The 23,953-nt window shown below is 48.7% G+C and carries 22 protein-coding genes; 15 read left to right on the top strand and 7 right to left on the bottom strand.

From position 1 onward, the window contains the following. Positions 1-10 precede the first annotated feature (10 nt). From rdgB to glnA, 3 genes are all read left to right on the top strand, one after another. A complete protein-coding gene (gene rdgB, locus AC2UZI_RS07835) occupies positions 11-619 on the top strand; it encodes an RdgB/HAM1 family non-canonical purine NTP pyrophosphatase (RefSeq protein WP_486943249.1) in 609 nt (202 codons plus the stop codon). 1 nt (position 620) lies between these two features. Beyond that, on the top strand, positions 621-1,832 hold the full coding sequence (hemW, locus tag AC2UZI_RS07830; RefSeq protein ID WP_486943248.1) for a radical SAM family heme chaperone HemW: 1,212 nt from the start codon (positions 621-623) through the stop codon (positions 1,830-1,832). A 162-nt stretch (positions 1,833-1,994) separates the two neighbouring features. Beyond that, positions 1,995-3,407, top strand: a complete 1,413-nt coding sequence (gene glnA, locus AC2UZI_RS07825; RefSeq protein ID WP_486943741.1) for a type I glutamate--ammonia ligase — start codon at positions 1,995-1,997, stop codon at positions 3,405-3,407. A gap of 58 nt (positions 3,408-3,465) precedes the next feature. Here glnA and AC2UZI_RS07820 read toward each other — a convergent pair whose 3' ends face one another. The 3 genes from AC2UZI_RS07820 to AC2UZI_RS07810 form a co-directional block, all read right to left on the bottom strand. Next, a complete protein-coding gene (locus tag AC2UZI_RS07820) occupies positions 3,466-4,254 on the bottom strand; it encodes an ABC transporter ATP-binding protein (protein ID WP_486943247.1) in 789 nt (262 codons plus the stop codon). A 5-nt stretch (positions 4,255-4,259) separates the two neighbouring features. Beyond that, positions 4,260-5,909: an ABC transporter permease gene (locus tag AC2UZI_RS07815; protein WP_486943740.1), complete on the bottom strand. Its 1,650-nt coding sequence runs from the start codon at positions 5,907-5,909 to the stop codon at positions 4,260-4,262. 88 nt (positions 5,910-5,997) lie between these two features. Beyond that, a complete protein-coding gene (locus tag AC2UZI_RS07810; RefSeq protein ID WP_486943246.1) occupies positions 5,998-7,044 on the bottom strand; it encodes a Fe(3+) ABC transporter substrate-binding protein in 1,047 nt (348 codons plus the stop codon). 328 nt (positions 7,045-7,372) lie between these two features. Between AC2UZI_RS07810 and AC2UZI_RS07805 the strand changes: the two genes are divergently transcribed. The 6 genes from AC2UZI_RS07805 (at position 7,373) to AC2UZI_RS07780 (ending at position 13,553) form a co-directional block, all read left to right on the top strand. Beyond that, positions 7,373-8,149, top strand: a complete 777-nt coding sequence (locus AC2UZI_RS07805; protein WP_486943245.1) for a ferredoxin--NADP reductase — start codon at positions 7,373-7,375, stop codon at positions 8,147-8,149. A gap of 81 nt (positions 8,150-8,230) precedes the next feature. Further along, complete coding sequence (locus AC2UZI_RS07800; RefSeq protein WP_486943244.1) at positions 8,231-8,617, top strand: Rid family detoxifying hydrolase; 387 nt, start codon at positions 8,231-8,233, stop codon at positions 8,615-8,617. 4 nt (positions 8,618-8,621) lie between these two features. Beyond that, positions 8,622-10,694 (top strand): ATP-dependent DNA helicase RecG, encoded by a 2,073-nt coding sequence (gene recG / locus AC2UZI_RS07795; RefSeq protein WP_486943243.1) that lies wholly within the window; start codon positions 8,622-8,624, stop codon positions 10,692-10,694. Between the two features lie 51 nt (positions 10,695-10,745). Then, positions 10,746-11,711 carry a LysR substrate-binding domain-containing protein gene (locus AC2UZI_RS07790; protein ID WP_486943242.1) on the top strand — a complete coding sequence of 322 codons (966 nt, stop codon included), beginning with the start codon at positions 10,746-10,748 and terminating at the stop codon, positions 11,709-11,711. Positions 11,712-11,768: 57 nt separating this feature from the next. Then, a complete protein-coding gene (locus AC2UZI_RS07785) occupies positions 11,769-12,332 on the top strand; it encodes a Dps family protein (RefSeq protein WP_486943241.1) in 564 nt (187 codons plus the stop codon). Between the two features lie 96 nt (positions 12,333-12,428). Continuing rightward, entirely contained in the window at positions 12,429-13,553 is a 1,125-nt protein-coding gene (locus AC2UZI_RS07780) for a high-affinity branched-chain amino acid ABC transporter substrate-binding protein (RefSeq protein WP_486943240.1), read from the top strand. A 71-nt stretch (positions 13,554-13,624) separates the two neighbouring features. On the opposite strand, the gene AC2UZI_RS07775 is transcribed toward AC2UZI_RS07780, so the two are convergent. The 4 genes from AC2UZI_RS07775 to ugpB all read right to left on the bottom strand — a co-directional run bounded on the left by AC2UZI_RS07775 (position 13,625) and on the right by ugpB (position 17,938). Further along, complete coding sequence (locus AC2UZI_RS07775) at positions 13,625-14,710, bottom strand: sn-glycerol-3-phosphate import ATP-binding protein UgpC (RefSeq protein WP_486943239.1); 1,086 nt, start codon at positions 14,708-14,710, stop codon at positions 13,625-13,627. 22 nt (positions 14,711-14,732) lie between these two features. Next, positions 14,733-15,578 (bottom strand): sn-glycerol-3-phosphate ABC transporter permease UgpE, encoded by an 846-nt coding sequence (ugpE, locus tag AC2UZI_RS07770; protein ID WP_486943238.1) that lies wholly within the window; start codon positions 15,576-15,578, stop codon positions 14,733-14,735. Positions 15,579-15,595: 17 nt separating this feature from the next. Then, positions 15,596-16,477 carry a sn-glycerol-3-phosphate ABC transporter permease UgpA gene (ugpA, locus tag AC2UZI_RS07765; RefSeq protein WP_486943237.1) on the bottom strand — a complete coding sequence of 294 codons (882 nt, stop codon included), beginning with the start codon at positions 16,475-16,477 and terminating at the stop codon, positions 15,596-15,598. A gap of 153 nt (positions 16,478-16,630) precedes the next feature. Beyond that, a complete protein-coding gene (ugpB, locus tag AC2UZI_RS07760; protein WP_486943236.1) occupies positions 16,631-17,938 on the bottom strand; it encodes a sn-glycerol-3-phosphate ABC transporter substrate-binding protein UgpB in 1,308 nt (435 codons plus the stop codon). 178 nt (positions 17,939-18,116) lie between these two features. Between ugpB and proC the strand changes: the two genes are divergently transcribed. From proC to livG, 6 genes are all read left to right on the top strand, one after another. After that, positions 18,117-18,956 (top strand): pyrroline-5-carboxylate reductase, encoded by an 840-nt coding sequence (gene proC, locus AC2UZI_RS07755; protein ID WP_486943235.1) that lies wholly within the window; start codon positions 18,117-18,119, stop codon positions 18,954-18,956. 29 nt (positions 18,957-18,985) lie between these two features. After that, entirely contained in the window at positions 18,986-19,507 is a 522-nt protein-coding gene (locus AC2UZI_RS07750; RefSeq protein ID WP_486943739.1) for a VUT family protein, read from the top strand. 304 nt (positions 19,508-19,811) lie between these two features. Next, positions 19,812-20,921, top strand: a complete 1,110-nt coding sequence (locus tag AC2UZI_RS07745; protein ID WP_486943234.1) for a high-affinity branched-chain amino acid ABC transporter substrate-binding protein — start codon at positions 19,812-19,814, stop codon at positions 20,919-20,921. A 106-nt stretch (positions 20,922-21,027) separates the two neighbouring features. Further along, a complete protein-coding gene (gene livH / locus AC2UZI_RS07740; RefSeq protein WP_486943233.1) occupies positions 21,028-21,954 on the top strand; it encodes a high-affinity branched-chain amino acid ABC transporter permease LivH in 927 nt (308 codons plus the stop codon). After that, positions 21,954-23,180 carry a high-affinity branched-chain amino acid ABC transporter permease LivM gene (gene livM, locus AC2UZI_RS07735; RefSeq protein ID WP_486943232.1) on the top strand — a complete coding sequence of 409 codons (1,227 nt, stop codon included), beginning with the start codon at positions 21,954-21,956 and terminating at the stop codon, positions 23,178-23,180. Before livH ends, livM begins: the two co-directional genes overlap by 1 nt. Next, on the top strand, positions 23,177-23,953 hold the full coding sequence (livG, locus tag AC2UZI_RS07730) for a high-affinity branched-chain amino acid ABC transporter ATP-binding protein LivG (RefSeq protein WP_486943231.1): 777 nt from the start codon (positions 23,177-23,179) through the stop codon (positions 23,951-23,953). The genes livM and livG overlap by 4 nt, the downstream gene beginning before the upstream one ends.

The raw sequence follows: 23,953 nt of genomic DNA, 5'->3' as shown, positions 1-23,953 counted from the left end.
GGAGTTTTGTATGAAGGTAGTGGTGGCGTCTAATAACGCGGGTAAATTGCGTGAGTTATCGGCCATACTCGGTGCGTGTGGTGTGCAGGTGGTTGCGCAACGTGATTTGGGCGTCAGTGAAATCGAAGAGCCCTACGTAACGTTTGTAGAAAATGCGCTGGCTAAGGCGAGGCATGCAAGCGAACAAACTGGCTTGGCGGCGTTGGCCGACGACTCGGGCCTTGCCGTTCTAGCCTTAGGGGGCGAACCTGGTGTTTATTCAGCGCGCTTTTCTCAAATGAATGGCGGTGAAAAATCAGATGCGGCAAACAACCAGTATCTGGTAGAACGGTTACAGGGCGTTGCCGATAGACGAGCAAAGTACGTTGCTGTATTGGTCTATGTGCGAAGTGCTGATGATCCCTGTCCCATCATTAGTGAAGGGTTTTGGGAAGGTGAAATCGTTGATGAGCCCAGCGGCGAGAACGGCTTCGGTTATGACCCACATTTTTATTTGTCTGAGCTGGGTAAAACAGCGGCGCAAATCACCGCCGAGGAAAAAAATAAGGCAAGTCACCGCGCTAAAGCCTTAAAGACGATGGTGCAACGTTTACAGCACGAAGGGATCATTAAGCGCTGATATGGTTACCGCTTTTACTCCCACCGTACGGATACGGCCTAGCGCCCAAGACAGTCTCAGCTTTCAGACATTACCGCCTTTATCGCTGTATGTGCATGTGCCTTGGTGTATACGTAAATGCCCTTACTGTGATTTCAACTCGCACAAGGCGCCCAGTGAGCTGCCAGAGCAGCGTTACCTGCAGGCATTACAGGCTGATTTAGAGCAGGCCTTGCCATTGATTTGGGGCAGGCAAGTGGTGTCAGTCTTCATCGGGGGCGGCACTCCTAGCTTATTGTCGGCGAAAACCGTTGACGATATGCTCGCCATGATCAGGGCCTACTTACGTTTGCTGCCTGATGCTGAGATCACCTTAGAGGCCAACCCGGGTGCAGTTGAGGCCGAGCGGTTTATTGAATATGGCCGTAGTGGCGTGAACCGTATTTCACTGGGCGTACAAAGCTTTAACGATCAAGCGTTAAAAGCGTTGGGGCGAGTGCATTCTGCAGCGGATGCACAACGGGCAATAGAGATAGCGATGCGTTCCGTTCCACGTATTAATATCGATTTGATGTATGCGCTACCGCAGCAAACCGTAGAGCTGGCCGCTTATGATTTACAACAGGCATTACGTTTTGACCCTGAGCATTTATCGCTGTATCACTTAAGTTTAGAACCGAACACGGTGTTTGCTAAGTATCCCCCCACCTTGCCAGATGATGACACCAGCGATTCAATTCAAGAGCATTTGATCGCTACGGCTCAAGCGCATGGCTTGAAGCAGTACGAAATTTCGGCCTATTCGAAAGAGGGCGGGCACAGTCGACATAACACCAACTACTGGGAGTTCGGCGACTATTTGGGAATAGGTCCGGGCGCACACGGTAAGCTTTCTTTTCCTGATCGAGTGATACGTCAGGCTAAATTGCGAAGCCCAGAGTCATGGATGCAGGCGTCGCTTCAGCGTGATGGGTCGCATTTGGCCGAAGACCACGCCATCGCCTTTAACGACTTGCCTTTCGAGTTCATGTTGAATGCGTTACGTTTAAAAGAAGGTGTGCCCGCGAGCTACTATGAAGAACGTACAGGGCAAAGCTTACGGTATGCACTTCCCGCTATTAAACGTAGTCTGGAAAAAGGGCTACTGGCTGACGACCCAGTTCGAATCAAAGCGAGTGATTTAGGGTGGCGGTTTTTGAATGACCTGCAGGCCGAGTTTTTGAATGCAGAGTGACGAAGCTGCTGTGATTTACACTTAGGACCAAAAATTTGTGAAATAGCCGCACGCCCTTGATTTACAATTGCCTATTGCTTGGTAAGATACGCCGCCTTTGCTAGGGTTTTGGCTTATTCTCACAAGGTTGTTATTGTTATATTTATTCCTGTTGGAGTCATGATGTCTACCCCCGAAGAGCTGGTCAAATTGCTTGCCCAACACGATGTCGCCTTTGTTGACTGTCGTTTCACTGACACCTTGGGTCGAGAGCATCACTTAACGGTTCCCACTCATAGTTTTGATGAAGAGCGTATTGAGTCGGGTGTTGCTTTTGATGGGTCTTCGCTTCCAGGCTGGAAGGGGGTGGAGGCATCCGATATGCTTTTGCTACCAGATGCCAGCACAGCGCGTATGGATCCTTTCCGTGAAGAGTCCACACTTATTGTGACGTGTGACGTGGCAGAGCCCAGTGATTTAAACGGTTATGACCGCGACCCTCGTTCGTTAGCAAAACGAGCCGAGGTCTACCTCAAAGCCAGTGGCTTAGGCGATACCGCGTACTTTGGCCCCGAACCTGAGTTTTTTATTTTTGATGGGGTTCGTTGGGACGACAGCATGTCAGGAAGTTTTGTCGAAATTGAGGCCGATCACGCACCTTGGTCTCGAAGTGCTAAGTTAAATGGCCATAACTTAGCGCACCGTCCGGGCATTAAAGGCGGCTACGTTCCTGTTCCCCCTATTGATGCTTTTCACGACATGCGCTCTGAGATGTGTTTGCTGTTAGAGCAGCAGGGCGTGCCAGTAGAAATACATCATCATGAGGTGGGTGGTGCAGGGCAGCTAGAGATCGGTACCCGTTTTAGCACATTGGTTCAACGTGCTGACTGGAATCAAATCTTAAAGTACACGGTTACGAATGTAGCTCACGTGTACGGTAAAACAGCCACGTTTATGCCTAAGCCTATCATGGGTGATAATGGTTCAGGTATGCATGTGCATCAGTCCATCTGGAAAGACGGTCAGAACTTGTTTGCGGGTAACGGTTATGGTGGTTTGTCTGAGTTTGCCCTGTTTTATATCGGTGGGATCATTAAGCACGCTAGGGCGTTGAATGCCATCACTAATCCCACAACCAACTCGTATAAACGTCTGGTTCCTCATTTCGAAGCGCCAGTAAAGTTGGCTTACTCTGCCAGAAATCGCTCTGCCTCCATCCGTATTCCATATGTCAGTAATCCCAAGGCGCGTCGAGTCGAAGCGCGTTTTCCTGACCCGATGGCGAATCCGTATTTGGCTTTTTCCGCATTGATGATGGCGGGCTTAGATGGTGTACAAAATCGTATTCACCCTGGAGATGCGGCGGACAAGAATCTCTATGACTTGCCTCCGGAAGAAAACGCCAAAATCCCTACCGTGTGTGCATCGCTAGAGCAAGCCATTCAAGCATTGCACGAGGATCGTGAGTTTTTGACTCGAGGAGGGGTCTTCAGCAACGATATGCTGGACGCTTACATTGAGTTAAAACAGGCAGAGATTGATCGGTTACGGATGACACCGCATCCGGTCGAGTTCGACATGTATTACAGCCTGTGATTTAAGACGTAAAAAATGGCTCTATTACAGAGCCATTTTTAATGCGGCCAGCCAGCGTTTAGCTGTGTAAAGTTTCACCGCGTAAGAAGGCTTGGGCTCGTTGGTTCAATAGGGCTTCACGTCTAATAAAATCAGCCACAAAATCATTAACGGGAGCATGGTGTAAACCGTAAGCGGTATCCCATTGGATGATTTTCCCCTCGTTCATTACACCGATACGATCAGCGATGGCAAAAGCTTCTGCTTGGTTATGGGTAACAAGGATGGCGGTTAAGCCTGTTTTTTGCAGTATTTCCCTGACCTCAAATGCTAAGCGTTCTCGTGTGTCCACATCGAGATTAGAGAAAGGCTCATCCAGTAACAAGAGATCGGGCTTAGGAGCTAAGGCCCGCGCTAATGCTACCCGTTGCTGTTGCCCCCCTGACATTTCGTGAGGATAACGTTGGGCAAAGTCAGACAGACCAACCAGTTCTAACATTTCCTCTATACGTTGCCCCCGTGTGGTTTTGTCCAGGCGACGAAGGCCAAAACCGATGTTCTTTGCAACGGTCAAGTGTGGGAACAAGGCATAGTCTTGAAACATCATCCCTACATTGCGGTGCTCGGGCTCAACTCGATAGGTAGGCGTGGAAATACACTGATCACCAAGTATGATCTCCCCGCTACGCAAGGGTTCAAAGCCGGCAATTGCACGTAACACCGTGGTTTTCCCACATCCTGAAGCCCCAAGCAAACAACCAATGTGTCCCTGTTCGAGTTCTAGGTTTAGGTTTTGAACGACTGTCTTCAAACCATTGGTGGTTTGGTAGGAAAGAGTGATGTTTACAAGCTGTAGGTAATCGGACATAGGTATTAGTGCGAAGCTTTTAGCTGAGCTCGTGCCAAAATAATAACGGGAAGTAGCCCGGCAATCACAATGGCAAGGGCCGCAATGGCACCTTCTTCGTAGGTACCCCGGGCCGCCTCGGCATAGAGCCAGGTGGCGAGAGTGTCGAAATTCATTGGGCGCAGCAATAGGGTTGCGGGTAACTCTTTCATGGCGTCCACGAAGATGAGTAAGGCTGCCGCACCCAGCGCAGGCTGAAGTAGGGGTAAATGTACGCGTGCAAGCGTACGGGTTGAGCTTTCACCGAGTAAACGAGACGCTTGTTCCAACGAGGGAGGAATACGCGAGAGGCCCGCTTGTATCCCGCCAGCCGAGATGGCCATAAAGCGTATGCTGTAAGCGATCACCAGCGCTGTGGTTGAACCCATAATAAGTAAGCGCTCTGTTCCACCCCAGAAGCCACTTATCCAGTTTAAAACGGAGTCGGCAAAGACTAAAGGCGAGAGTAAACCAATGGCCAGTACGGTGCCGGGAATCGCATAACCGATAGAGGCGATGCCGCCCAGTAAACGTGGCAGAAACTTGGGCTGATCAGAGCGTATGGCTCGAGCGGCCCAGGCGACCGTCAACCCGCCGGCGATTGTTACCACGGTAGCAATCAATGCAATTTTAATCGTATTCCAGGCGCTATTTAAGAGCTGGTCGGACATACTGCCGGTTAAGTGCAGGTACTTGAAGGTTTCGTTGACAAGGTAGGCCGCCGGCGCAACAAAACCGATTAATACGGGGGCCCAACCTAACGCACAGGCAATAAGCGCTGATGAGCCCTTAAGCGGTATGGGCTGCACAGGATGGGAGCGCTGATTACTGCTATAGCGCTGGTTTCTTCGTCCAAAGCGTTCGATTAAAATTAACGTGGCCACCAGACTAAGCATGGCGAGTGCAATTTGTGCTGCCCCTGCTAAGTCTGAACGTGTTACCCACGTGGTGTACACCGACACGGTAAGCGTTTGGATGCCTAAGAATTCGGACGCGCCGATGTCATTTAGAGTTTCTAATAGCGCAAGACTGACGCCAACGGCGATAGCTGGGCGCGCCATTGGTAAGGCAACTCTGAAAAACACACTACGACTACTTTCACCTAAAACACGGGCTGCCTCAAGTAGGCTTGCTGCTTGCGTGGCAAACATGGCACGAGTGCTGAGATAAACGTAGGGATAGAGCACGAAGCCCAACAAAAAGATAGCGCCGCCTAATGAGCGCAAATCGGGTAGCCTAAATTGACGAGGACTATCGTAGCCAAGTAGGCCGCGAATCAGGCCTTGTACGGGGCCGATGGGATGCAATATATCCAGATAAGCGAAGGCAACGATGTAGGTTGGGACGGCTAAAGGAAGCAATAGTGCCCAGGAAAGGATTCGTCGGCCAGGAAATTGATAAGCCGTGATAAGCCATGCGGCCCCAACGCCTAAACTGGTAACGAGAATACCGACCCCAGTTAACAGCAAGAGGGTATTTTTAAACGCCGTGGGTAGAACATAGCTAAACAGATGGGCCCAGTGCTCAACCGAACCCAGCGCGTGCCATGCCAACACGAGCACGGGCGCCGCCACGATAATGGCGATGACGAAAGATAATGCTAACCAGCCATTAAAACGGCGCCACAAGGCCTTAATACCTTTATGAGAGGGTGGATCTAAATGCACATACCGCTGGGGGGGATGGCCCCCTTCAGCGGTATGTGATGTGGTGCTATACGTTAATTTAGTTGTCGAATCCAACTTTATCTACCAATTCACTTGCTTGTTTTCGGTGTTTAGCAATTTCAGTTAAAGCAAGTGGATCAACGGTTAACTCACCAAAACTCGCGACAACCTCGTCGAGCTCTACACCAGCCTTTACGGGGTACTCGTAATTGGCTTTGGCGTAAAGACTCTGCGCTTTGTCCGATACTAAATACTCTAATAGTTTTACGGCATTCTCTTTTTGAGGTGCATGTTTAGCTAAGGCGGCCCCAGAAATATTGACGTGGGTACCTTGGCTGTCGTTACTGGCAAAAGTCGGACGTACGACTTTAATGCCTTCACCCCATTTATGGGCATCGCTTCCTGGTTCGGCATTTTTCATACGGCCGACATAGTACGCGTTGGCAATACCAATATCACAAATACCACCTAAGATATCGCGGGCGACATCGCGATCGCCGCCAGCCGCTTTACGGCCTAAGTTGGCTTTGACGCCTTCCAGCCATGTTTCAGTGGCTTCCACACCATCATGCGCAATTTTTGCAGCAATGAGAGCGGTATTATAAGGGTGTTGTCCTGAGCGTATGCAAACTTTTCCTTTCCATTTAGGATCAGCAAAGTCTTCGTAGGTCAGCTCGTCTACATCAAGATCGGCGGCGACATAGGCGACTCGATCGCGTAGTGAGAGCGTAAACCATTGATTGTCCTCGCCTCGCAAGTTAGCAGGAATGGCGTCGCTAAGCACTTGAGAGTCTACGGGTTGTGTAACGTCGGCTTCAACCAAATCAATAAGGTTACCGATATCTACGGTCATTAGAATGTCGGCAGGCGATTTATCACCTTCGGCTTTGACGCGTTCAATCAGGCCATCTTTGACAAAAACGGTATTAACGTTAATGTTCGTGTCGTTAGTAAACGCTTCCAGTAACGGAATAATTAGGCGTGGCTCACGTGTCGTGTAGAGATTGACTTCCTCGTCAGCGGCGTAACTTGGGGCTGAAATGAAGCTAGCTGATGCCAGAGTTAAGCCAGCTAAGAGAAGACAATGTTTGCGCTTGGATTTCATCCGGTAGCTCCACGTAGTGATTGTGTATAAAGATTGCTAATAAAAATGATTATCATCTAGAAGTCAAACCTTAACAGACCGTAACTCAAGCATCAATAGGCAGCGTTCATTTCCCCCTAGGTTGACGAAAATGACGGCGAGTTTGATTTATCTTAAAGCGCATTAAGGCAGCATTGGTTAACGTATTTGTGGCTGGGCAGGCTGTGCCGAGGTTGGATAATGCCTGCACTTCGGCATTGAACGGGGTAGAATAGACCTCTACTTGACCAAAATGGTATGTCTGCTTTTGGTCTAACCACTTTAAATTAAAACTCTATTTATCTTATCCATGGCTGCTTTCAACTCTGAACGTGTCCTCAGTGTGCATCACTGGAACGACACGCTTTTTTCGTTTACTACTACACGGGATGCCGCGCTTCGTTTTAGTAATGGTCACTTTGTCATGTTGGGTATGGAAATTGACGGTAAGCCGTTGATGCGTGCCTACAGCATCGCCAGTGCAAATTATGAAGAACAGCTTGAGTTTCTCAGTATTAAGGTACCGAACGGACCGCTTACTTCACGTTTGCAGCATCTGAAAGAGGGTGACACGGTTCTCGTCAGTCGTAAGCCCGTAGGGACTTTAGTCATTGATGACCTACGAGCCGGTAGAAATCTTTATCTGTTCGGAACGGGTACTGGGTTAGCCCCGTTCATGAGCATTATTAAAGACCCTGAAACCTACGAACGTTTTGAAAAAGTGGTGCTTGTTCATGGGGTGCGTTTTGCCAGCGAGCTAGCTTACGCGGACTTCATTGAAAACGAGCTTCCAAATAACGAGTATTTTGGCGACATTATTCGCGAGAAACTTATCTATTACCCTACCGTCACACGTGAGCCTTTCCGTAATCAAGGTCGCATTACTGAAGTCGTTGAAAGCGGACGCATTTTTAGTGACATTGGGGTCGATGTTATTGATCCTGCTCATGATCGTGCCATGTTGTGCGGCAGCCCAGCTATGCTTACTGATGTTAGCACCATGCTAAACGACCGTGGTTTCGAAATCTCACCCGGTGTAGGACAAATGGGTGACTACGTTATTGAACGTGCATTTGTTGAAAAGTAATGACTTTAATAAGGTTGTTAAGCTAAGCTATAGGGGTTTGAAGTCTGATAGATTCCCTTTAGTCTTTCGGTAGGCAACCTTATGTCCAAACTCATTATTCATACAAATGCTGCACCCGCTGCTGTAGGCCCTTATTCCCAAGCTGTGATGGTCAAGTCTGGAAACACCGTTTACTTGTCAGGTCAAATTGGCTTAGACCCAGAAACCGGTGAGTTAGTCTCTGATAACTTTGAAGCTCAGGTTCGTCAGTGCTTTACCAACTTAGAAGCCATTGCGGTCGAGGCTGGGGGTGGGTTAGAGAATATTGTTAAGCTCAGTTTATATTTAACCGACTTGTCGAAGTTTGCGAGCGTTAACGCAATTATGGCTGAACTTATTCCTCAGCCTTTTCCTGCGCGCTCCACATTGGGCGTGTCAAGCCTTCCCAAAGCGGCTCAGTTCGAAGTCGAGGCTGTGTTAGTTATCTAGCCTTATGGCTGCTACAAAATCGTCAAGTATCAAAACAGTTTCTAAACGCGCGCCAACCCAAGCAGATCGTCTAAAACGCTTGGGCTTGGTACGCGACGAAGACTTTATGACTCATCTGCCTTTGCGCTACGAAGATGAGACTCACATTAACGTTATCGCTGACGCCAAGGTGGGCGAATTCATTCAGGTCGATGGCGAAATTATTCAACAAGATCAAAGTGCACGGCCTAGACGCCAGTTGCATGCAACGATCGCTGACAGCACAGGTCATTTGCGTTTACGCTGGTTGCATTTCTACCCAAATCAACAAAAGCAGGTCGAAGTGGGTAAACGTGTACGAGCCCGAGGCGAAGTAAGATCTGGCTTTCACGGTCTTGAGCTGATCCATCCTAAAATTAGTTCGGCTGATGCACCCTTAGCGCAGACTTTAACGCCTGTGTATCCAACCACTGACGGGTTGCGTCAAGCCACGATTCGCACCGCCATAAAGCAGGTTTTAGACCGCGCAAATTTAACGGACACGCTACCGCCGGCCATTCTTCAGCAATATCAGTTGCCGTCGTTTGCCGAGTCTATCAAGACTTTGCATTTTCCAGATTCAAAAAGTGATTATCGAGCGCTTATTGAACGTAGCCATCCTGCCTGGATACGTATTAAGTTTGATGAGCTTTTAGCCCAGCAGTTGAGCCTTGCTGCCGCCCGAGCAGCACGCCAAGCTCAACGTACTTATCCTCTAGCGCAGCACGATGGCAAACTCAAGAGTGGGCTTCGAAATCAACTTTCCTTTGCGCTCACTTCTGCCCAAGAAAAGGTAATTGGCGAAATTGATGTTGATCTGAGGCGTGGTTACCCGATGCATCGCCTGTTACAAGGCGATGTAGGAAGCGGTAAAACAGTGGTTGCCGCCTTTGCAGCCGCTCAAGCGCTGGATAGTGGATTTCAGGTGGCGTTGATGGCACCCACCGAGTTACTGGCTGAACAACTTTTCCAAAAAATGCAGGCGTGGTTTCAGCCTTTAGGGGTGAATGTTGGTTGGTTAAGTGGAAGTAAAACCCCCAAGCAACGTTTGCCTGTACTAAATGGATTAAAAGACGGCAGCGTGAATTTTTTGGTCGGCACCCAAGCGTTGATTCAGGACGGCGTGGATTTTAAACACTTGGGACTTATTCTTGTTGATGAGCAACACCGTTTTGGGGTGGGGCAGCGGTTAAGCCTAAGTCGCAAGGGAGAGGCCGGGGCGAGCCATAACACCCTCGTTCCGCATCAGTTAAACATGAGTGCTACGCCCATACCACGTACGTTAGCGATGAGTTTTTTAGCTGACTTAGACGTTTCTGTTATCGATGAATTGCCGACAGGGCGTACTCCCGTTATTACCAAACTGGTAGCCGACTCTCGTCGCGATGAAATGATTGCGCATGTCGCTAAGCAGGTGGGGCTGGGGCAGCAGGTTTATTGGGTGTGCCCATTGGTTGAGGAAAGTGAAACCTTGCAGCTGCAAACGGCGGTGGATACCTACCAATATTTAGCAACGCAATTGGACGGTCTTTCTGTAGGCTTACTTCACGGAAAATTATCAACGGCCGAGAAAGCCACAGTGATGGAAGACTTTAGGCAGGCTAAAATTAGTGTGCTGGTGGCAACTACGGTCATTGAAGTTGGTGTAGACGTTCCTAATGCTACATTGATGGTGATTGAACATGCTGAGCGTTTTGGCTTGGCACAATTGCATCAGCTTAGGGGCCGTGTTGGACGAGGGGCTGATCAAGCCGTCTGTGTGTTGTTGTATCAAGGGCCGCTTTCGCTTATTGCGCGTGAACGACTGCGTGCCATGTACGAAACGACCGATGGTTTTGAGATCTCGCGTAGAGACCTGTCCCTGCGAGGCCCAGGCGAGTTCTTGGGCCTACGGCAGTCAGGGCAAGCTCCGTTGCGTTTTGCCGATTTAGAAACTGATGATTTCTTAGTCGAGCAGGCCAAGGCTTGTGCTGTGCAATTACGTGAGCATTATCCTGAGGTCGCCAGAGCTCAAGTCAGTCGATGGCTGAAAGGACGAGAAGACTTCCTGCGTACCTAAAGTACCTAGTGGGCCAAACTATTATTCAGAGCTGTAACCTAAGAGCTACCTATGACGTTAACCGAACTTAAGTATATTGTTGCCGTTGCTCGTGAACGGCATTTTGGAAGGGCTGCTGAGGCATGCTTTGTTAGCCAGCCTACGTTATCGGTTGCAATTCGTAAGTTGGAAGACGAGCTGGAAGTAACCATTTTTGAGCGTGGTGGTGCCGAAGTGGGCATCACGCCTATTGGTTTACGCATTGTCGAGCAGGCTCAAAAAGTATTAGAAGAGGGTGCGAACCTTCGGGAAATAGCCCGACAAGGGCATGATCCCTTAGAAGGCCCCTTGCGAGTGGGTGTTATTTACACCATTGCTCCCTATCTATTGCCTCGTTTAGTGCCTGAGCAAATTAAGCTCACACCACAAATGCCGCTGTTGCTGCAGGAAAATTACACGGTGCGCTTATTAGAGCTGCTTCGTCAGGGCGAAATCGATTGTGCCATCGTGGCATTGCCCTTGCCAGAAACGGGCTTGATGGTGCGCGAGCTTTATGACGAGCCTTTCTTGGTGACGGTACCGAACAACCATGCGTGGGCGGGACGAGACACTATTTCGCCCGATGAGCTAAAAGACGAGACCATGTTATTGCTGGGAGCGGGGCATTGCTTCAGAGATCAAGTACTAGAAGTTTGTCCTGAATTATCCCGATTCTCTTCAAGTAGCGAGGGAATACAACGCACCTTTGAGGGCTCGTCCTTAGAAACCATACGCCACATGGTAGCAACAGGAATAGGGGTGACAGTGATGCCAGCTAGTGCGCTGTCTTTTTCAGGTCAAGAAAATAGTCTGCTGCGCTACATTCCGTTTTCGGCGCCGGCCCCCGATCGACGTATTGTGTTGATTTGGCGCAAAAGCTTTCCACGCGTTGCGGCAATTAATGCTTTGACCAAAGCGGTGATTAATTGCGGACTAAATAATGTGAATTACTTGATTGATAAAAACACCGTATTCAATAATCTTGACGGATTGCAATAAACGCGTTGAAGTATCGTGGTAAGCTCATTTCATTTACTTATTCATGAGGTGTTAGGTATGGCTAAGGCAACAAAAGCAGTAACAAAGGTAGCCAAGAAAGCGAGTAAGAAAACCACCACAGCGTCGACATCGACAGTGGCAAAAACAAATATTCTGGCGGTTAACATCGGTATATCGGATGCTGATCGTAAGAAAATCGCTAACGAACTCTCCAAAGTTCTGGCTGATTCGTACACGGTGTATTTGATGACTCATAACTTTCACTGGAACGTTACGGGTCCCATGTTTAATACCTTGCATGTCATGTTTATGGAGCAATACACCGAAACATGGAATGCCCTTGACCTGATCGCCGAGCGTATTCGTGCGCTCGGTCACTACGCACCGGGTACGTACTCAGAGTTTACGGCGCTAAGCTCTATTCCTGAGCCCAAAAGCATACCGGATGCTAATGGCATGATTGAGCTATTACTTGCGGCCAACGAAGGCTTGGCTCGTACAGCACGTGCAGCCTTTGATTGCGCAGATGATGCTAATGATCAGCCCACTGCTGACTTACTCACACAGCGTCTTGATGTGCACGAAAAAACGGCATGGATGTTGCGTAGCCTCTTGCAATAAGCGTGTTGTGCTATAGAAAACCCTAAGTGACATTGTGTAGCAAGCTACACCGGTGCTGTTTCGGTGTATGCTTTGCTCCACATAATGGAGGTTTCTATGAAAATTCGTTTTACACCTATTGCTAGTGCGCTCGGTTTATCTATGGGTTTGTTGATGGCTTCTGCTGCGAATGCAGACACCATTAAGATCGCTATTGCAGGTCCTTTCACTGGACCCGTGACGCAATATGGTGACATGGTTAAACAGGGTGTGGATACGGCAGTCGAGCAAATTAATGCGGCGGGTGGCGTATTAGGAAAACAACTGGAAACAGTGACAATTGATGATGGCTGCGAACCCAAACAGGGTCCCGTTGTCGCAAACCGCGTGATCAATGAAGGCATTAATTACGTAATTGGGCATGTTTGCTCAGGCGCTACGATTGCTGCCACCGATATCTACAATAATGAAGGTATCGTCATGATTTCCCCCTCGGCAACTGCACCTGCCGTAACCGAAGGTAAAGGGTACGAAACGATCTTCCGCACCATCGGTCGCGATGATCAACAAGGTCCAGCCGCTGCCAAGTTTATTCTTGAGCAACTTAAACCCGAGAAAGTCGCTATTTTGCACGATAAGCAATCTTACGGGCAAGGTATTGCTGCATCCGTGAAAAGCGAGCTTGAAGCCGCGGGTTACTCGGATATCTTCTTTGAAGGCATCAATGCGGGTGATACGGACTTCTCTGCCGTCATCACGAAATTGAAATCCAGTGGTGCTGATTTTGTTTATTACGGTGGCTATCACCCAGAAATGGGTCTATTGCTACGCCAAGGTGCTGAGCAAGCGCTAGGTGCAGTCATGATGGGGCCAGAAGGTGTGGGTAACCCAGATATCAATGCGATTGCTGGGAAAGCGGTTGAAGGTATGCTGCTGACTCTTCCAGCAGACTTTACTCAAGATGCTGATAACGCTGCAATTATCAAGGCTTTTGAAGATAAAGGACGTGATGCTGGTGGTGCGTTCCAGCTAACGGCTTATGCAGCGACGCAGGCCCTAGCAGAAAGTATCGAAGGCGTGGGTGAAGACGACCCCATGAAAGTGGCCGAGTACCTGCATGCTAACGAATTTAAAACGCCTATTGGCGTCTTGTCTTGGAACGAGCAAGGCGACTTGAACGAGTTTAAGTTTGACGTATTCCAGTGGAACGTAGACGGCACACGAAGTGTCTATGGCCAGTAACGATAACGTCAGTGTATTGAAGCCTTAGGGTTTAAAAAAAGTGCCTCATTTTGAGGCACTTTTTTGTTGTGTTAGACGTTCAGACGCAAGCCGGTTTTGATATCAAACCAATGAAAACTAAAATCGGGGTTGAGTCCGATCTGTATGGTGTCACCGAGCTGTATGGGGTTGTGTCGCGTTTGATCGACAGCGCAACGTACGACCACACTGTGTTCGCCGTGACGCCCATGTATTAGTTGCTCAGAGCCTAAAATCTCTATCATTTCTATCTGAATGGGTATGCCTTCAGCATGTAAAGCGATGTGTTCAGGGCGTATTCCCAGCGTAACGTTTTGACCACGCAGTGAGGTAGGGATATGTTGAGGGGCAACATGTAGCTGTAAATCCCGATCATCTTTTAGGAGCCCATCGTGTGTGATGGAAACGGGCAGCAGATTCATTGGGGGTGAGCCAATAAAGCTTGCCACAAATGTACTGGCTGGGCGCTCGAAAACATCGGTGGGTGCACCGATCTGCTCGGCGACACCTTTGTTCATGACGACCATGCGTTGCGCTAACGTCATCGCCTCAACCTGATCGTGGGTGACATAGAGGCTAGTGGTGCGAAGGCGCTGATGTAGCCGCTGTATTTCCAGACGCATTTGCACGCGTAATTTGGCATCTAAGTTAGAGAGCGGTTCGTCGAATAAAAACACTTTGGGTTCGCGTACGATGGCTCGTCCCATGGCGACGCGTTGACGTTGGCCTCCGGAGAGTTGTCGTGGGCGCCTATCCAATAAGGTTGAGATCTCCAGTATTTGCGCTGCCGCTGTCACCCGTGTTTTTATCTCTTCTTTGCTGTGTTTACGTATTTTTAGTCCGTAAGCCATATTCTCGTAGACGGACATGTGGGGATAAAGCGCATAATTCTGAAACACCATAGCGATGTCTCGTTCTGCAGGCTCGAGCTTGTTAACGACCTTATCGTCTATCGATATTTGCCCTTGTGTAATGTCTTCAAGCCCCGCGACCATCCGCATCAAGGTGGATTTTCCGCAGCCAGAGGGTCCAACAATAACGACAAACTCCCCGTCTTTAATATCAAAATTAATGCCATGAATGACAGCTACATTTCCGGGATAAACCTTACTGACGTCCGTAAAACAAAGTGTGGCCATTTTTTGTCCTGTGTTGCTTAAACTATTTTTCTGAGTCGATCAGACCTTTTACGAACCAGCGCTGCATAAGCAGTACGACTGCTGCGGGTGGAATCATAGCGAGAAAGGCGGTGGCCATGACGAGATTCCATTCGGTGACACTATCTCCACCAGAGATTAATCGGCGGATGCCAATGACGATGGGGTACATGTTTTCTTGAGTCGTGATCAGCAACGGCCACAAGTACTGGTTCCAACCGTAAATAAACTGAATAACGAACAACGCAGCGATACTGGTTTTCGAAAGTGGAAATAAAATATCTTTGAAGAAACGTAAGGGACCAGCTCCATCGATGCGTGCTGCTTCTACAAGTTCATCGGGCACTGTAAGGAAAAACTGTCTGAATAAAAACGTAGCGGTAGCGGAGGCGATCAAAGGAAGTGTCAGGCCGGCGTAGCTGTTCAGTAGGTTTAGGTCGGCGACAACTTTATAGGTAGGCGCGATGCGCACCTCAACGGGTAGCATGAGTGTGATAAAAATCAGCCAAAAGCAAAGCATGCGTCCTGGAAATCGAAAATAAACCACGGCAAAAGCCGACAGCATTGAGATCGCTATTTTTCCGATGGCGATGCCCAAAGCCATGACGCTACTTACCCAAAGCATGCGTCCTACTGGCGGCATATTGCTTCCTTCGGACCCGAATAATGCCGTTTTGTAGTTTTCGAATAACTGATTGCCAGGCAGTAAGGACATGGGCGCTTTGGCGACCTCCGCTGCCGTTTGGGTGGAGGCGATAAAGGTCATGTATAACGGGAACGCGATAATCAGCACGCCCAGTATTAATACTAGGTGAGTAAAGATATCGAGAATAGGGCGTCGTTCAATCATGGACCAACCTTGGTTTTTTAGTAGTTAACCTTGCGATCAATATAGCGAAACTGGATGACGGTTAGGGCAATGACTATGGTCATCAGCACTACGGATTGTGCGGCGGACGAGCCAAGGTCTAGGCCTCGAAATGCAGAGGTATACACTTTGTACACCAGTATCGAGGTGCTTTCCCCAGGGCCGCCTTGCGTAATAATGTCGACAATAGCGAAGGTATCAAAGAAGGCGTAGATGATGTTGACGACCAATAAGAAGAAGGTGGTTGGCGACAGCAGGGGAAAAACGATAGTCCAAAAGCGACGTAAGGGGCCTGCTCCATCAATGGCCGCGGCCTCAAGTAACGAGCGCGGTATGGCTTGTAAGCCCGCTAAGAAGAACAAAAAGTTATAAGAGATTTGTTTCCATACGGATGCCATGACCACCAGAAGCATGGCATCGCCGGCGTCGAGGCGAGGGTTCCATTTGAATCCCAGCTCGAACAGAAATACCGCGAAGACCCCTACAGAAGGCGAAAACATAAATAGCCACAAGACACCGGTTACTGCCGTGGCGACCGCATAAGGCCAAATTAGTAATGTTTTATAAATTGTTGCGCCGCGAATAACTCGATTCGCCATTACGGCGAGCAATAATGAAATACCGAGTCCCAGAACCGAAACTAATAATGAAAATTTTGCAGTGACTTTAAATGATTCTAAATAGTCATCGCGTGAAAAGAGTTCTTGAAAATTACTTAATCCCACAAAAGTGCTTCGCAAACCAAAAGGGTCTTCTAAGTGAAAAGACTGCCAAAGCGCTTGAGCTGCAGGTAAAAAGAAAAAGACGAGTGTGACGGCTAGCTGAGGCGCCAGCAGTAAGTAGGGCAGTGTTTTATGGTTAAAAACGACACGTTTTTCCATAGTCTGGTTTATTGTTCTCGTAAACTAAAAACGGGTAGCGTATGTCGTATGCTTGGCGAAGCGATAACGACAAGTGAGTGAGTAAAAAAGGATGGAAAAAGGGTAGTGAAACCCTTTTTCCATCAGTCGTATTGTTTGATGAACCGTTAAGGCTTAGTTAACGCTTTTCTCAAAACGCTCTAGCAGTTCGTTTCCACGAGTGGTCATGGCTTTAAGGCCTTCTGCAGGGCTGACTTTGCCGGCAAAAATCTGCTCCATAATGCCATCTTCGATGTCACGGATCTGCGGCAGATAACCAAGACGAATACCGCGAGAGTTCTCGGTGGTGTCAGCATCCAATTGCTTAACAGCCACCTCAGTGCCTTCGTTTTCCTCATAGAAGTTCGCGGCTTTTGTGGCTTCATAGCCCGAATGTGTCACGGGTACATAGCCGGTGTTTTGATGCCATGCTGCCGATTGTTCTGGGCTAGCGATAAAGTGAAAGAATGCCGTGACTCCCTGATAAACCGCTTCAGATTTATCAGCAAAGACCCAGAGTGAGGCGCCACCGATAATGGAGTTCTGTGGTGCGTTCTCGGCGTCAGCGTAATAGGGAAGCGTTGAGATGCCAAAGTCGAATTGGCCTGTTTTTAAAATGTTGGCTCGGTTACCGCTTGAGCCGGTAAACATGCCGCAATTGCCCGATGTAAACAAGGCATTGGGGGTGTCTCCACGCCCTCCGTAAGTAAAGTTACCCTCTTTGGCCATGTCTGCCAGAAAGCTGAGGTGGCGCTCAAAAATGGGTTGGTCAAGCTTTAGGCGGGCTTTAAGTCCTCCGAAACCGTTATCTTCAGAGGCAAAAGGTACGTTATGCCACGCTGCAAAATTCTCAAGCAAGATCCACGAAGGCCAGGAGGTGGTGTAGCCACATTCGTAACCGGCAGCGCGTATCTTCTGTGCGGCTTCTGCTAATTCTTCCCACGTTTTAGGTGGTGTGGAGGCATCAAGACCTGCCTTTTCAAAGGCTTCTTTGTTGTAGTAGAGCACGGGCGTGGAGCTATTAAATGGCATTGAAACCAGTTTTCCATCGGCATCCGAGTAGTAACCCCCGACCGCACCGATGAACGATTTTGGATCGATAGGGTTCCCCACGTTCTCAGACATCTCTTGCACGGGCTGAACAGCACCTTTGGCGTGCATCATTGTCGCCGTGCCCACCTCAAAAACCTGTAGAATGTCGGGTGCGTTACCCGCGCGAAACGCGGCAATGCCGGCATTCATTGACTCACCGTAGTTGCCCTTGTAGCTAGGTTTAACAACGTAGTCCTGCTGGCTTTTATTAAAATCATCGACTAGCGCGTTAACACGGTCTCCGAGGGCCCCTTCCATCGAGTGCCAAAACTCGATTTGGGTAGCAGCATTCGCATTCGTAATGCCGATAAGGGCTCCGGCAAGGGTTAGGGCAATAGTGGTGGCTCGCATAAGCGTTCTCCAGAGGGTTGACGGCTGAGCATGGTGGTGAAAACGATAAGGCCTACATGTTATTGCTTGTTTATTTCAATGGCGTGAATGTACATAGGTCTTTGGCCGTTGGTCAATAACGGCTTTCCCTGCCTTGAAGTCCTCCGCGTCTGATGAATTACACTACAATCGAGTGATTATGATTAACGAACACTATAAAGTAACCCTTTCTTTTATCGGTGGCGGGAATATGGCGTCGGCTTTATCTGCCGGACTGATAAGAAAGCGATGTGCGGCAGAAGATGTTTTGGTGATCGATCCTAACGAGTCGGTTAGGAATACGTGGGCCGAGCAAGGGACGCTTACTGCTGCGCAACCGAACGCACAGTTGCGCCATCATCGCGTGTGGGTCTTTGCGGTAAAGCCGCAAGTCATGAAAGACGTCGTGCTCGCGTGCAAAGCGTTTTTGCAGCCGGACACGGTCATCATCAGCGTTGCGGCAGGCATTGCGGCCAACGATATTGCCCGTTGGTTGGGCGAACCAGACCAGCCCTGTAACCGAGTGATTCGCTGCATGCCTAATACGCCTGCGCTCATCGGCTGTGGGGTAAGCGGGTTGATGGCATTAGAGGCCGTTGAGGAAAAAGACAAAAAGTTGGCCGAGCAGTTATTGGGTACCGTAGGCGAAACGGTCTGGGTCGATACCGACGAGCAGATTAATGCCGTTACAGCCCTATCGGGAAGTGGCCCCGCCTATGTGTTTTTATTCTTAGAGGCCTTAATGCAAGGGGCAACCGAGCTAGGTTTGACCGAGCAGCAGGCTCGCAAGCTGGCGCTAGCGACGTTAGATGGTGCTACGCAGTTAGCGGCGTTGTCTCCAGAAAGTCCTGCAACCTTGCGTGAAAGGGTCACGTCCGAAGGCGGTACGACGGCGGCCGCATTACAGGTTTTTCATCAACAACAGTTTAACGCTACGGTGCGTGCTGCCATGGCAGCCGCTAAAAAGCGAGCAGCTGAATTGGCTATCGAGTTTTCTTAATGTCGACTTCTACTTTGCGCTTCGCTCCCATGAATGCGTTGCACTACGCGATTTCAATAGGCGCCATGATTGTTATTGTGGTGGCTTCAAATGTTTTAGTGCAGTTCCCAATTAATAACTGGCTGACTTGGGGGGCATTGACTTATCCCATCGCTTTTCTTGTGGCCGATTTATTGAATCGCCGGTTTGGGCCCAGTGCGGCCAGGCGAGTTGCGTTATTTGGTTTTTTTGCGGCCTTAGTTATTTCTGCTGCAGTGGCGTCACCTCGAATTGCTTTGGCTTCCGGGGTTGCCTTTCTTGTCGCGCAATTGGTGGACATTCAGATCTTCCATAAGCTCCGTCATAACCGCTGGTGGCAAGCCCCTTTTGTGGGTGGAGTGGCTGGGGCGACGGTCGACACTTTTGTTTTTTTTAGTGTGGCCTTTGTGGGTACGGATATGCCATGGCAAACCTTATTGCTGGGTGATCTGGCCGTTAAATTAGCATTAAATACATTAATGTTGGCACCGTTTCGTGCATTAATGTGGAATTTAGCGCGGCCGACTTCTTAAAGGTATTAATAATAGAATAATTAGTTTAATGAACGAATAAATCAGTAAATAACAATGGCCCGAATTATGGGCCATTGTTATTTCTATTTGTAAAGTCGTAATGATACGGGATCGGCTACTAGGTATTTACCCACGAATGACACGATTTAGGGCTTATACGTAGTGACAGTGAATTTGCGCTTATAGAGAATACAGTCTCATCCATTTCATTTAATAATAAACTATGCACGGGGCAATCGCAGAGGGTAGGGCCTTTATTTGGAAACTACGACTGCACCGGCTGGTAATGAGGAGTTTGGCTGTTATGAAATTTAAGGCGCTATTTATTAGTGTGTCATTGGCCTTTGGCGTTACCTCCGGATCGGTTATGGCCGACACAATTAAAATTGGTATTCCCCAACCGATGACTGGGCCGGCTACTCAGTACGGCGATCAAATTCAAGCTGGAGCACTCACTGCCATTGATGCCATCAATGCCGAAGGTGGTATTAACGGAAAGAAATTAGAACCCTTATTAATTGACGATGCTTGCGAGCCTAAACAAGCGGTACCTGCGGCGAACCGTGTGGTGAACTCAGGAGCAAAATTCGCGGTGGCGCATGCCTGCTCTGGCACAACCGTTCCAGCCGTGAACGTATACGAACAAGAGGGGATTGTGGCGATTACGCCAGGAGCCACTTCTCCGTTGGTTACCGATACCATTAAGCCTCATTTCTTTTTCCGCACTATTGGCCGAGACGACCAGCAAGGGCCTTACGCTGCTAAGTACATAACGGAAGAACTAAAGCCCAAGAGCGTTGCCATTTTGCATGACAAGCAAACCTACGGTTCAGGTGTTGCCACGCAAGTCCGTGAAGCGCTTAGTCAGGCAGGGGCTAACGTAGTTCTGTACGAAGGGATTAACGTAGGTGATAGCGATTACTCCGCGGTCATTACGAAATTACGAAGCGTAGGTCCAGATTTGATTTACTTCGGGGGCTATCATGCCGAACTCGGTTTGTTGCTACGACAGGCACGTGAGCAGGGCGTAGAAACCCAATTCATGGGACCAGAAGGAGTGGCGAACCAAGACTTGGTGGCCATTGCTGGGGAAGCAGTAGAGGGTTTACTCGTCACCTTACCTGCTGACTTCAAGATGCTTGAGGTTAATAAGCCGATTGTGGCGAACTTTGAAACCTACAAGCGGAATCCAGATGGTGCTTTTACCTTCCCCGCTTATGCTGCGGTTCAAATTATTTCTGAAACCATTAAAGCCGTAGGTGAAGATCCAGAAGCCGCTGCTGACTATATGCATGAAAATGCGTTTGACACGGCCATTGGTAAAGTCGAATACGACGAAAAGGGCGATTTAAAGCAGTTCGAGTTTGCTGTTTACCAGTGGGATAAATCCGGAAATTTCACTGAACTTAACTAAAACCAAATGGGCTGGAAGATGAGATGAAGGTATTTCTTATATTCCAGCCCGCATAAGACGACAAGGGTTACAATTCCGGCGGACGCTTTATCGGAATAACTAAAATATGTCAGATTTACTACCGCAGTTAATTCAGCAGTTTTTTAATGGGCTGTCGTTGGGAGCAATTTATGCTCTCATCGCGATTGGTTACACCATGGTGTATGGCATCATCGGCATGATTAACTTCGCACATGGCGAAATTTACATGATCGGTGCTTATGCGGGTTTAGTGACGTTATCAATCATCGGGGTCAGTTCGGGGCTTCCCTTGGTATTAGTCATTCTTATCATGTTGTTGGTTGCGGCTGCCATTACTGCTGCGTATGGTTTTGCTGTAGAGAAAATTGCTTATGCGCCGTTACGAGGTAGTCCTCGATTGGTGCCTCTGATTTCCGCTATTGGGATGTCAATTTTTTTGCAAAACTGGGTAGCGATCGGTCAAGGTGCTCGCGACATGGCTGTACCGGCACTGGTAACAGGCGCTGTGCAGATCCCTTTTGGCGACGCTTTTACGGTTACTGCGCCTTACTCGCGAATCATGATTATTGTGGTCACGGTAGTACTAATGATTGCGCTGAGTTTATACATTAAGTATTCACGTATGGGCCGAGCCTCTAGGGCGTGCTCGCAAGACTTACGTATGGCTAACCTGTTGGGTATTGATACCAGCCGCGTGATTTCTTTCACCTTTATTATCGGCGCCATGTTGGCGGCCGTGGGTGGCGTACTTATTGCGCTAGCGATCGGTAAACTGAATCCGTATATTGGTTTCTTAGCAGGTATCAAGGCCTTTACTGCTGCTGTGTTAGGTGGCATTGGCAGTATCCCTGGAGCGATGCTAGGCGGTGTGCTTCTAGGCTTAGCCGAAACCTTTGCCGCTGCTTATATCTCTTCACAATATAAAGACATTGTGGCGTTTGGGTTGTTGGTGTTAATTCTGTTGTTTCGCCCAACGGGGCTGCTTGGTAAGCCGGAGGTGCAAAAAGTCTGATGCTTAGTCGAATTAAGATCGCTTTTTTCGCAGCCATTATTGCAGGCATAATTATTGCCCCCGTATTTGGACTGCAAATTACTCGGATTGGTATGACATCCACCATTGTCCCTGAATGGAATCGAATCATTCAGGGCATGGCCATTGTCTTTGTTTTTCATCTCATTCGCCCTTATGTGGTGGGTATTCTTTTCAAGAAGCGCAAGAAAATAGAGCTTCCTACCATCGGCGATAAGGGGCGTAAAACCTTTACGCTACTGCTTATTGCTATTGCGTTAATATGGCCGTTTTTTTCTGGTCGCTCACAAATAGATATCGCGACATTAGTCTTAATCTACGTCATGTTGGGCTTAGGCTTGAACATCGTGGTGGGTTATGCAGGACTACTTGATCTGGGTTTTGTGGGTTTCTATGCCGTCGGAGCGTATACCTATGCGCTGATGTATCACTGGCTTGGGTTGGGTTTCTGGTGGGCCTTACCGTGCGCTGGAATCATGGCGGGTATCTTTGGCTATGTGTTAGGTTTTCCGGTTTTGCGACTTCGCGGAGACTACCTAGCGATTGTGACCTTAGGCTTTGGTGAAATTATTCGTTTACTGCTGATTAATCTTTATGATTTTACCGGTGGTCCAGACGGGATATCCGGTATTCCTAAGCCTACCGTGTTTGGTTTCCCCATGACGCGACGTGCCCCTGAAGGGGAAACGACGTTTCACGACTTGGTGGGCTGGACTTTCAATACACAGGATGTCATTACCTACTTGTACATTTTGGCGTTGGCCTTAGCGCTGATTACGCTGTTTGTGTCTAATCGACTCATACGGATGCCAGTAGGCAGGGCTTGGGAGGCGTTACGCGAAGACGAAATTGCATGCCGTTCATTGGGGTTAAACCCAACCGGAATCAAGCTTTCCGCGTTTACCATTGGTGCGACGTTCGCAGGTTTTGGCGGCGCTTTCTTTGCCGCACGTCAAGGTATTGTTAACCCAGAGTCGTTTGGCTTTATCGAGTCGGCTTTGATTTTAGCGATCGTGGTGCTAGGCGGAATGGGCTCACAAGTCGGTGTTATTTTAGCGGCGATTTTATTGACCGTAGTGCCTGAAGTGGCACGAGGTTTTGCCGAGTATCGAATGTTGGTATTTGGGATGGTGATGGTGTTAATGATGGTGTGGCGCCCGCAGGGTTTGTTACCTGTAAAACGACCAAATGTGGAGCTTAAAACATGAGTCAAGCAGCAAAGACTTTACTTGAGGTCCGCGAATTAACCATGAGGTTTGGGGGCTTACTGGCGGTAGATGGGGTAAGTTTTGACTTAAAAGATAACGAAGTGTTTTCGATTATTGGTCCAAACGGCGCAGGAAAGACAACGGTTTTTAACTGTATTGGTGGTTTTTACAAACCCACAGGTGGAAGCATACTGTTAGATAACGAGTCCATTCAGGGCAAAGCCAGTCATGTGGTGGCACGCAGGGGGCTCGTTCGTACCTTCCAGAACGTTCGGTTGTTTAAACAGCTTACGGTACTTGAAAACTTGCTGGTCGCCCAACACACACGTATCAATACGAATTTGTTTTCGGGGCTTTTTAAATCCAAATCTTATCGAAACTCAGAAGATGAGGCACAAAGTCGAGCCGCCCAGTGGCTTGATCTTCTGGACTTACGAGAGTTTGCGAACCGAGAGGCAGGTAACTTAGCCTATGGTCTACAACGACGTTTAGAAATCGCCCGCTGTATGATTACCAACCCGCGTGTGCTGATGCTTGACGAACCGGCAGCGGGCTTGAACCCACAAGAAAAGCGTGACTTGCAAGTGCTAATTGATTTGCTGCGTCGTGAGCACAATGTGGCCGTATTATTAATTGAGCACGACATGAGTCTGGTGATGGGAATTTCAGATCGGGTTTTGGTAATGGAGCACGGATGTCCCATTGTGACGGGCCTCCCCGCTGATGTTCAACGTGATCCACGCGTTATTAAGGCTTATTTAGGAGAAGAGTAG

Source organism: Paenalcaligenes sp. DL 463 (assembly GCF_057475185.1).
Note: the sequence above shows the minus strand (reverse complement) of the source record. Positions and strands in the feature narration are given on the sequence as shown.

What these genes read in the sequence shown, in the direction of transcription:
- rdgB (WP_486943249.1), top strand. Translation starts at nt 11, where the DNA reads ATGAAGGTAGTGGTGGCGTCTAATAACGCGGGTAAATTGCGTGAGTTA.
- hemW (WP_486943248.1), top strand. Translation starts at nt 621, where the DNA reads ATGGTTACCGCTTTTACTCCCACCGTACGGATACGGCCTAGCGCCCAA.
- glnA (WP_486943741.1), top strand. Translation starts at nt 1,995, where the DNA reads ATGTCTACCCCCGAAGAGCTGGTCAAATTGCTTGCCCAACACGATGTC.
- AC2UZI_RS07820 (WP_486943247.1), bottom strand. Translation starts at nt 4,254, where the DNA reads ATGTCCGATTACCTACAGCTTGTAAACATCACTCTTTCCTACCAAACC.
- AC2UZI_RS07810 (WP_486943246.1), bottom strand. Translation starts at nt 7,044, where the DNA reads ATGAAATCCAAGCGCAAACATTGTCTTCTCTTAGCTGGCTTAACTCTG.
- AC2UZI_RS07805 (WP_486943245.1), top strand. Translation starts at nt 7,373, where the DNA reads ATGGCTGCTTTCAACTCTGAACGTGTCCTCAGTGTGCATCACTGGAAC.
- AC2UZI_RS07800 (WP_486943244.1), top strand. Translation starts at nt 8,231, where the DNA reads ATGTCCAAACTCATTATTCATACAAATGCTGCACCCGCTGCTGTAGGC.
- recG (WP_486943243.1), top strand. Translation starts at nt 8,622, where the DNA reads ATGGCTGCTACAAAATCGTCAAGTATCAAAACAGTTTCTAAACGCGCG.
- AC2UZI_RS07790 (WP_486943242.1), top strand. Translation starts at nt 10,746, where the DNA reads ATGACGTTAACCGAACTTAAGTATATTGTTGCCGTTGCTCGTGAACGG.
- AC2UZI_RS07785 (WP_486943241.1), top strand. Translation starts at nt 11,769, where the DNA reads ATGGCTAAGGCAACAAAAGCAGTAACAAAGGTAGCCAAGAAAGCGAGT.
- AC2UZI_RS07780 (WP_486943240.1), top strand. Translation starts at nt 12,429, where the DNA reads ATGAAAATTCGTTTTACACCTATTGCTAGTGCGCTCGGTTTATCTATG.
- AC2UZI_RS07775 (WP_486943239.1), bottom strand. Translation starts at nt 14,710, where the DNA reads ATGGCCACACTTTGTTTTACGGACGTCAGTAAGGTTTATCCCGGAAAT.
- ugpE (WP_486943238.1), bottom strand. Translation starts at nt 15,578, where the DNA reads ATGATTGAACGACGCCCTATTCTCGATATCTTTACTCACCTAGTATTA.
- ugpA (WP_486943237.1), bottom strand. Translation starts at nt 16,477, where the DNA reads ATGGAAAAACGTGTCGTTTTTAACCATAAAACACTGCCCTACTTACTG.
- ugpB (WP_486943236.1), bottom strand. Translation starts at nt 17,938, where the DNA reads ATGCGAGCCACCACTATTGCCCTAACCCTTGCCGGAGCCCTTATCGGC.
- proC (WP_486943235.1), top strand. Translation starts at nt 18,117, where the DNA reads ATGATTAACGAACACTATAAAGTAACCCTTTCTTTTATCGGTGGCGGG.
- AC2UZI_RS07750 (WP_486943739.1), top strand. Translation starts at nt 18,986, where the DNA reads ATGAATGCGTTGCACTACGCGATTTCAATAGGCGCCATGATTGTTATT.
- AC2UZI_RS07745 (WP_486943234.1), top strand. Translation starts at nt 19,812, where the DNA reads ATGAAATTTAAGGCGCTATTTATTAGTGTGTCATTGGCCTTTGGCGTT.
- livH (WP_486943233.1), top strand. Translation starts at nt 21,028, where the DNA reads ATGTCAGATTTACTACCGCAGTTAATTCAGCAGTTTTTTAATGGGCTG.
- livM (WP_486943232.1), top strand. Translation starts at nt 21,954, where the DNA reads ATGCTTAGTCGAATTAAGATCGCTTTTTTCGCAGCCATTATTGCAGGC.
- livG (WP_486943231.1), top strand. Translation starts at nt 23,177, where the DNA reads ATGAGTCAAGCAGCAAAGACTTTACTTGAGGTCCGCGAATTAACCATG.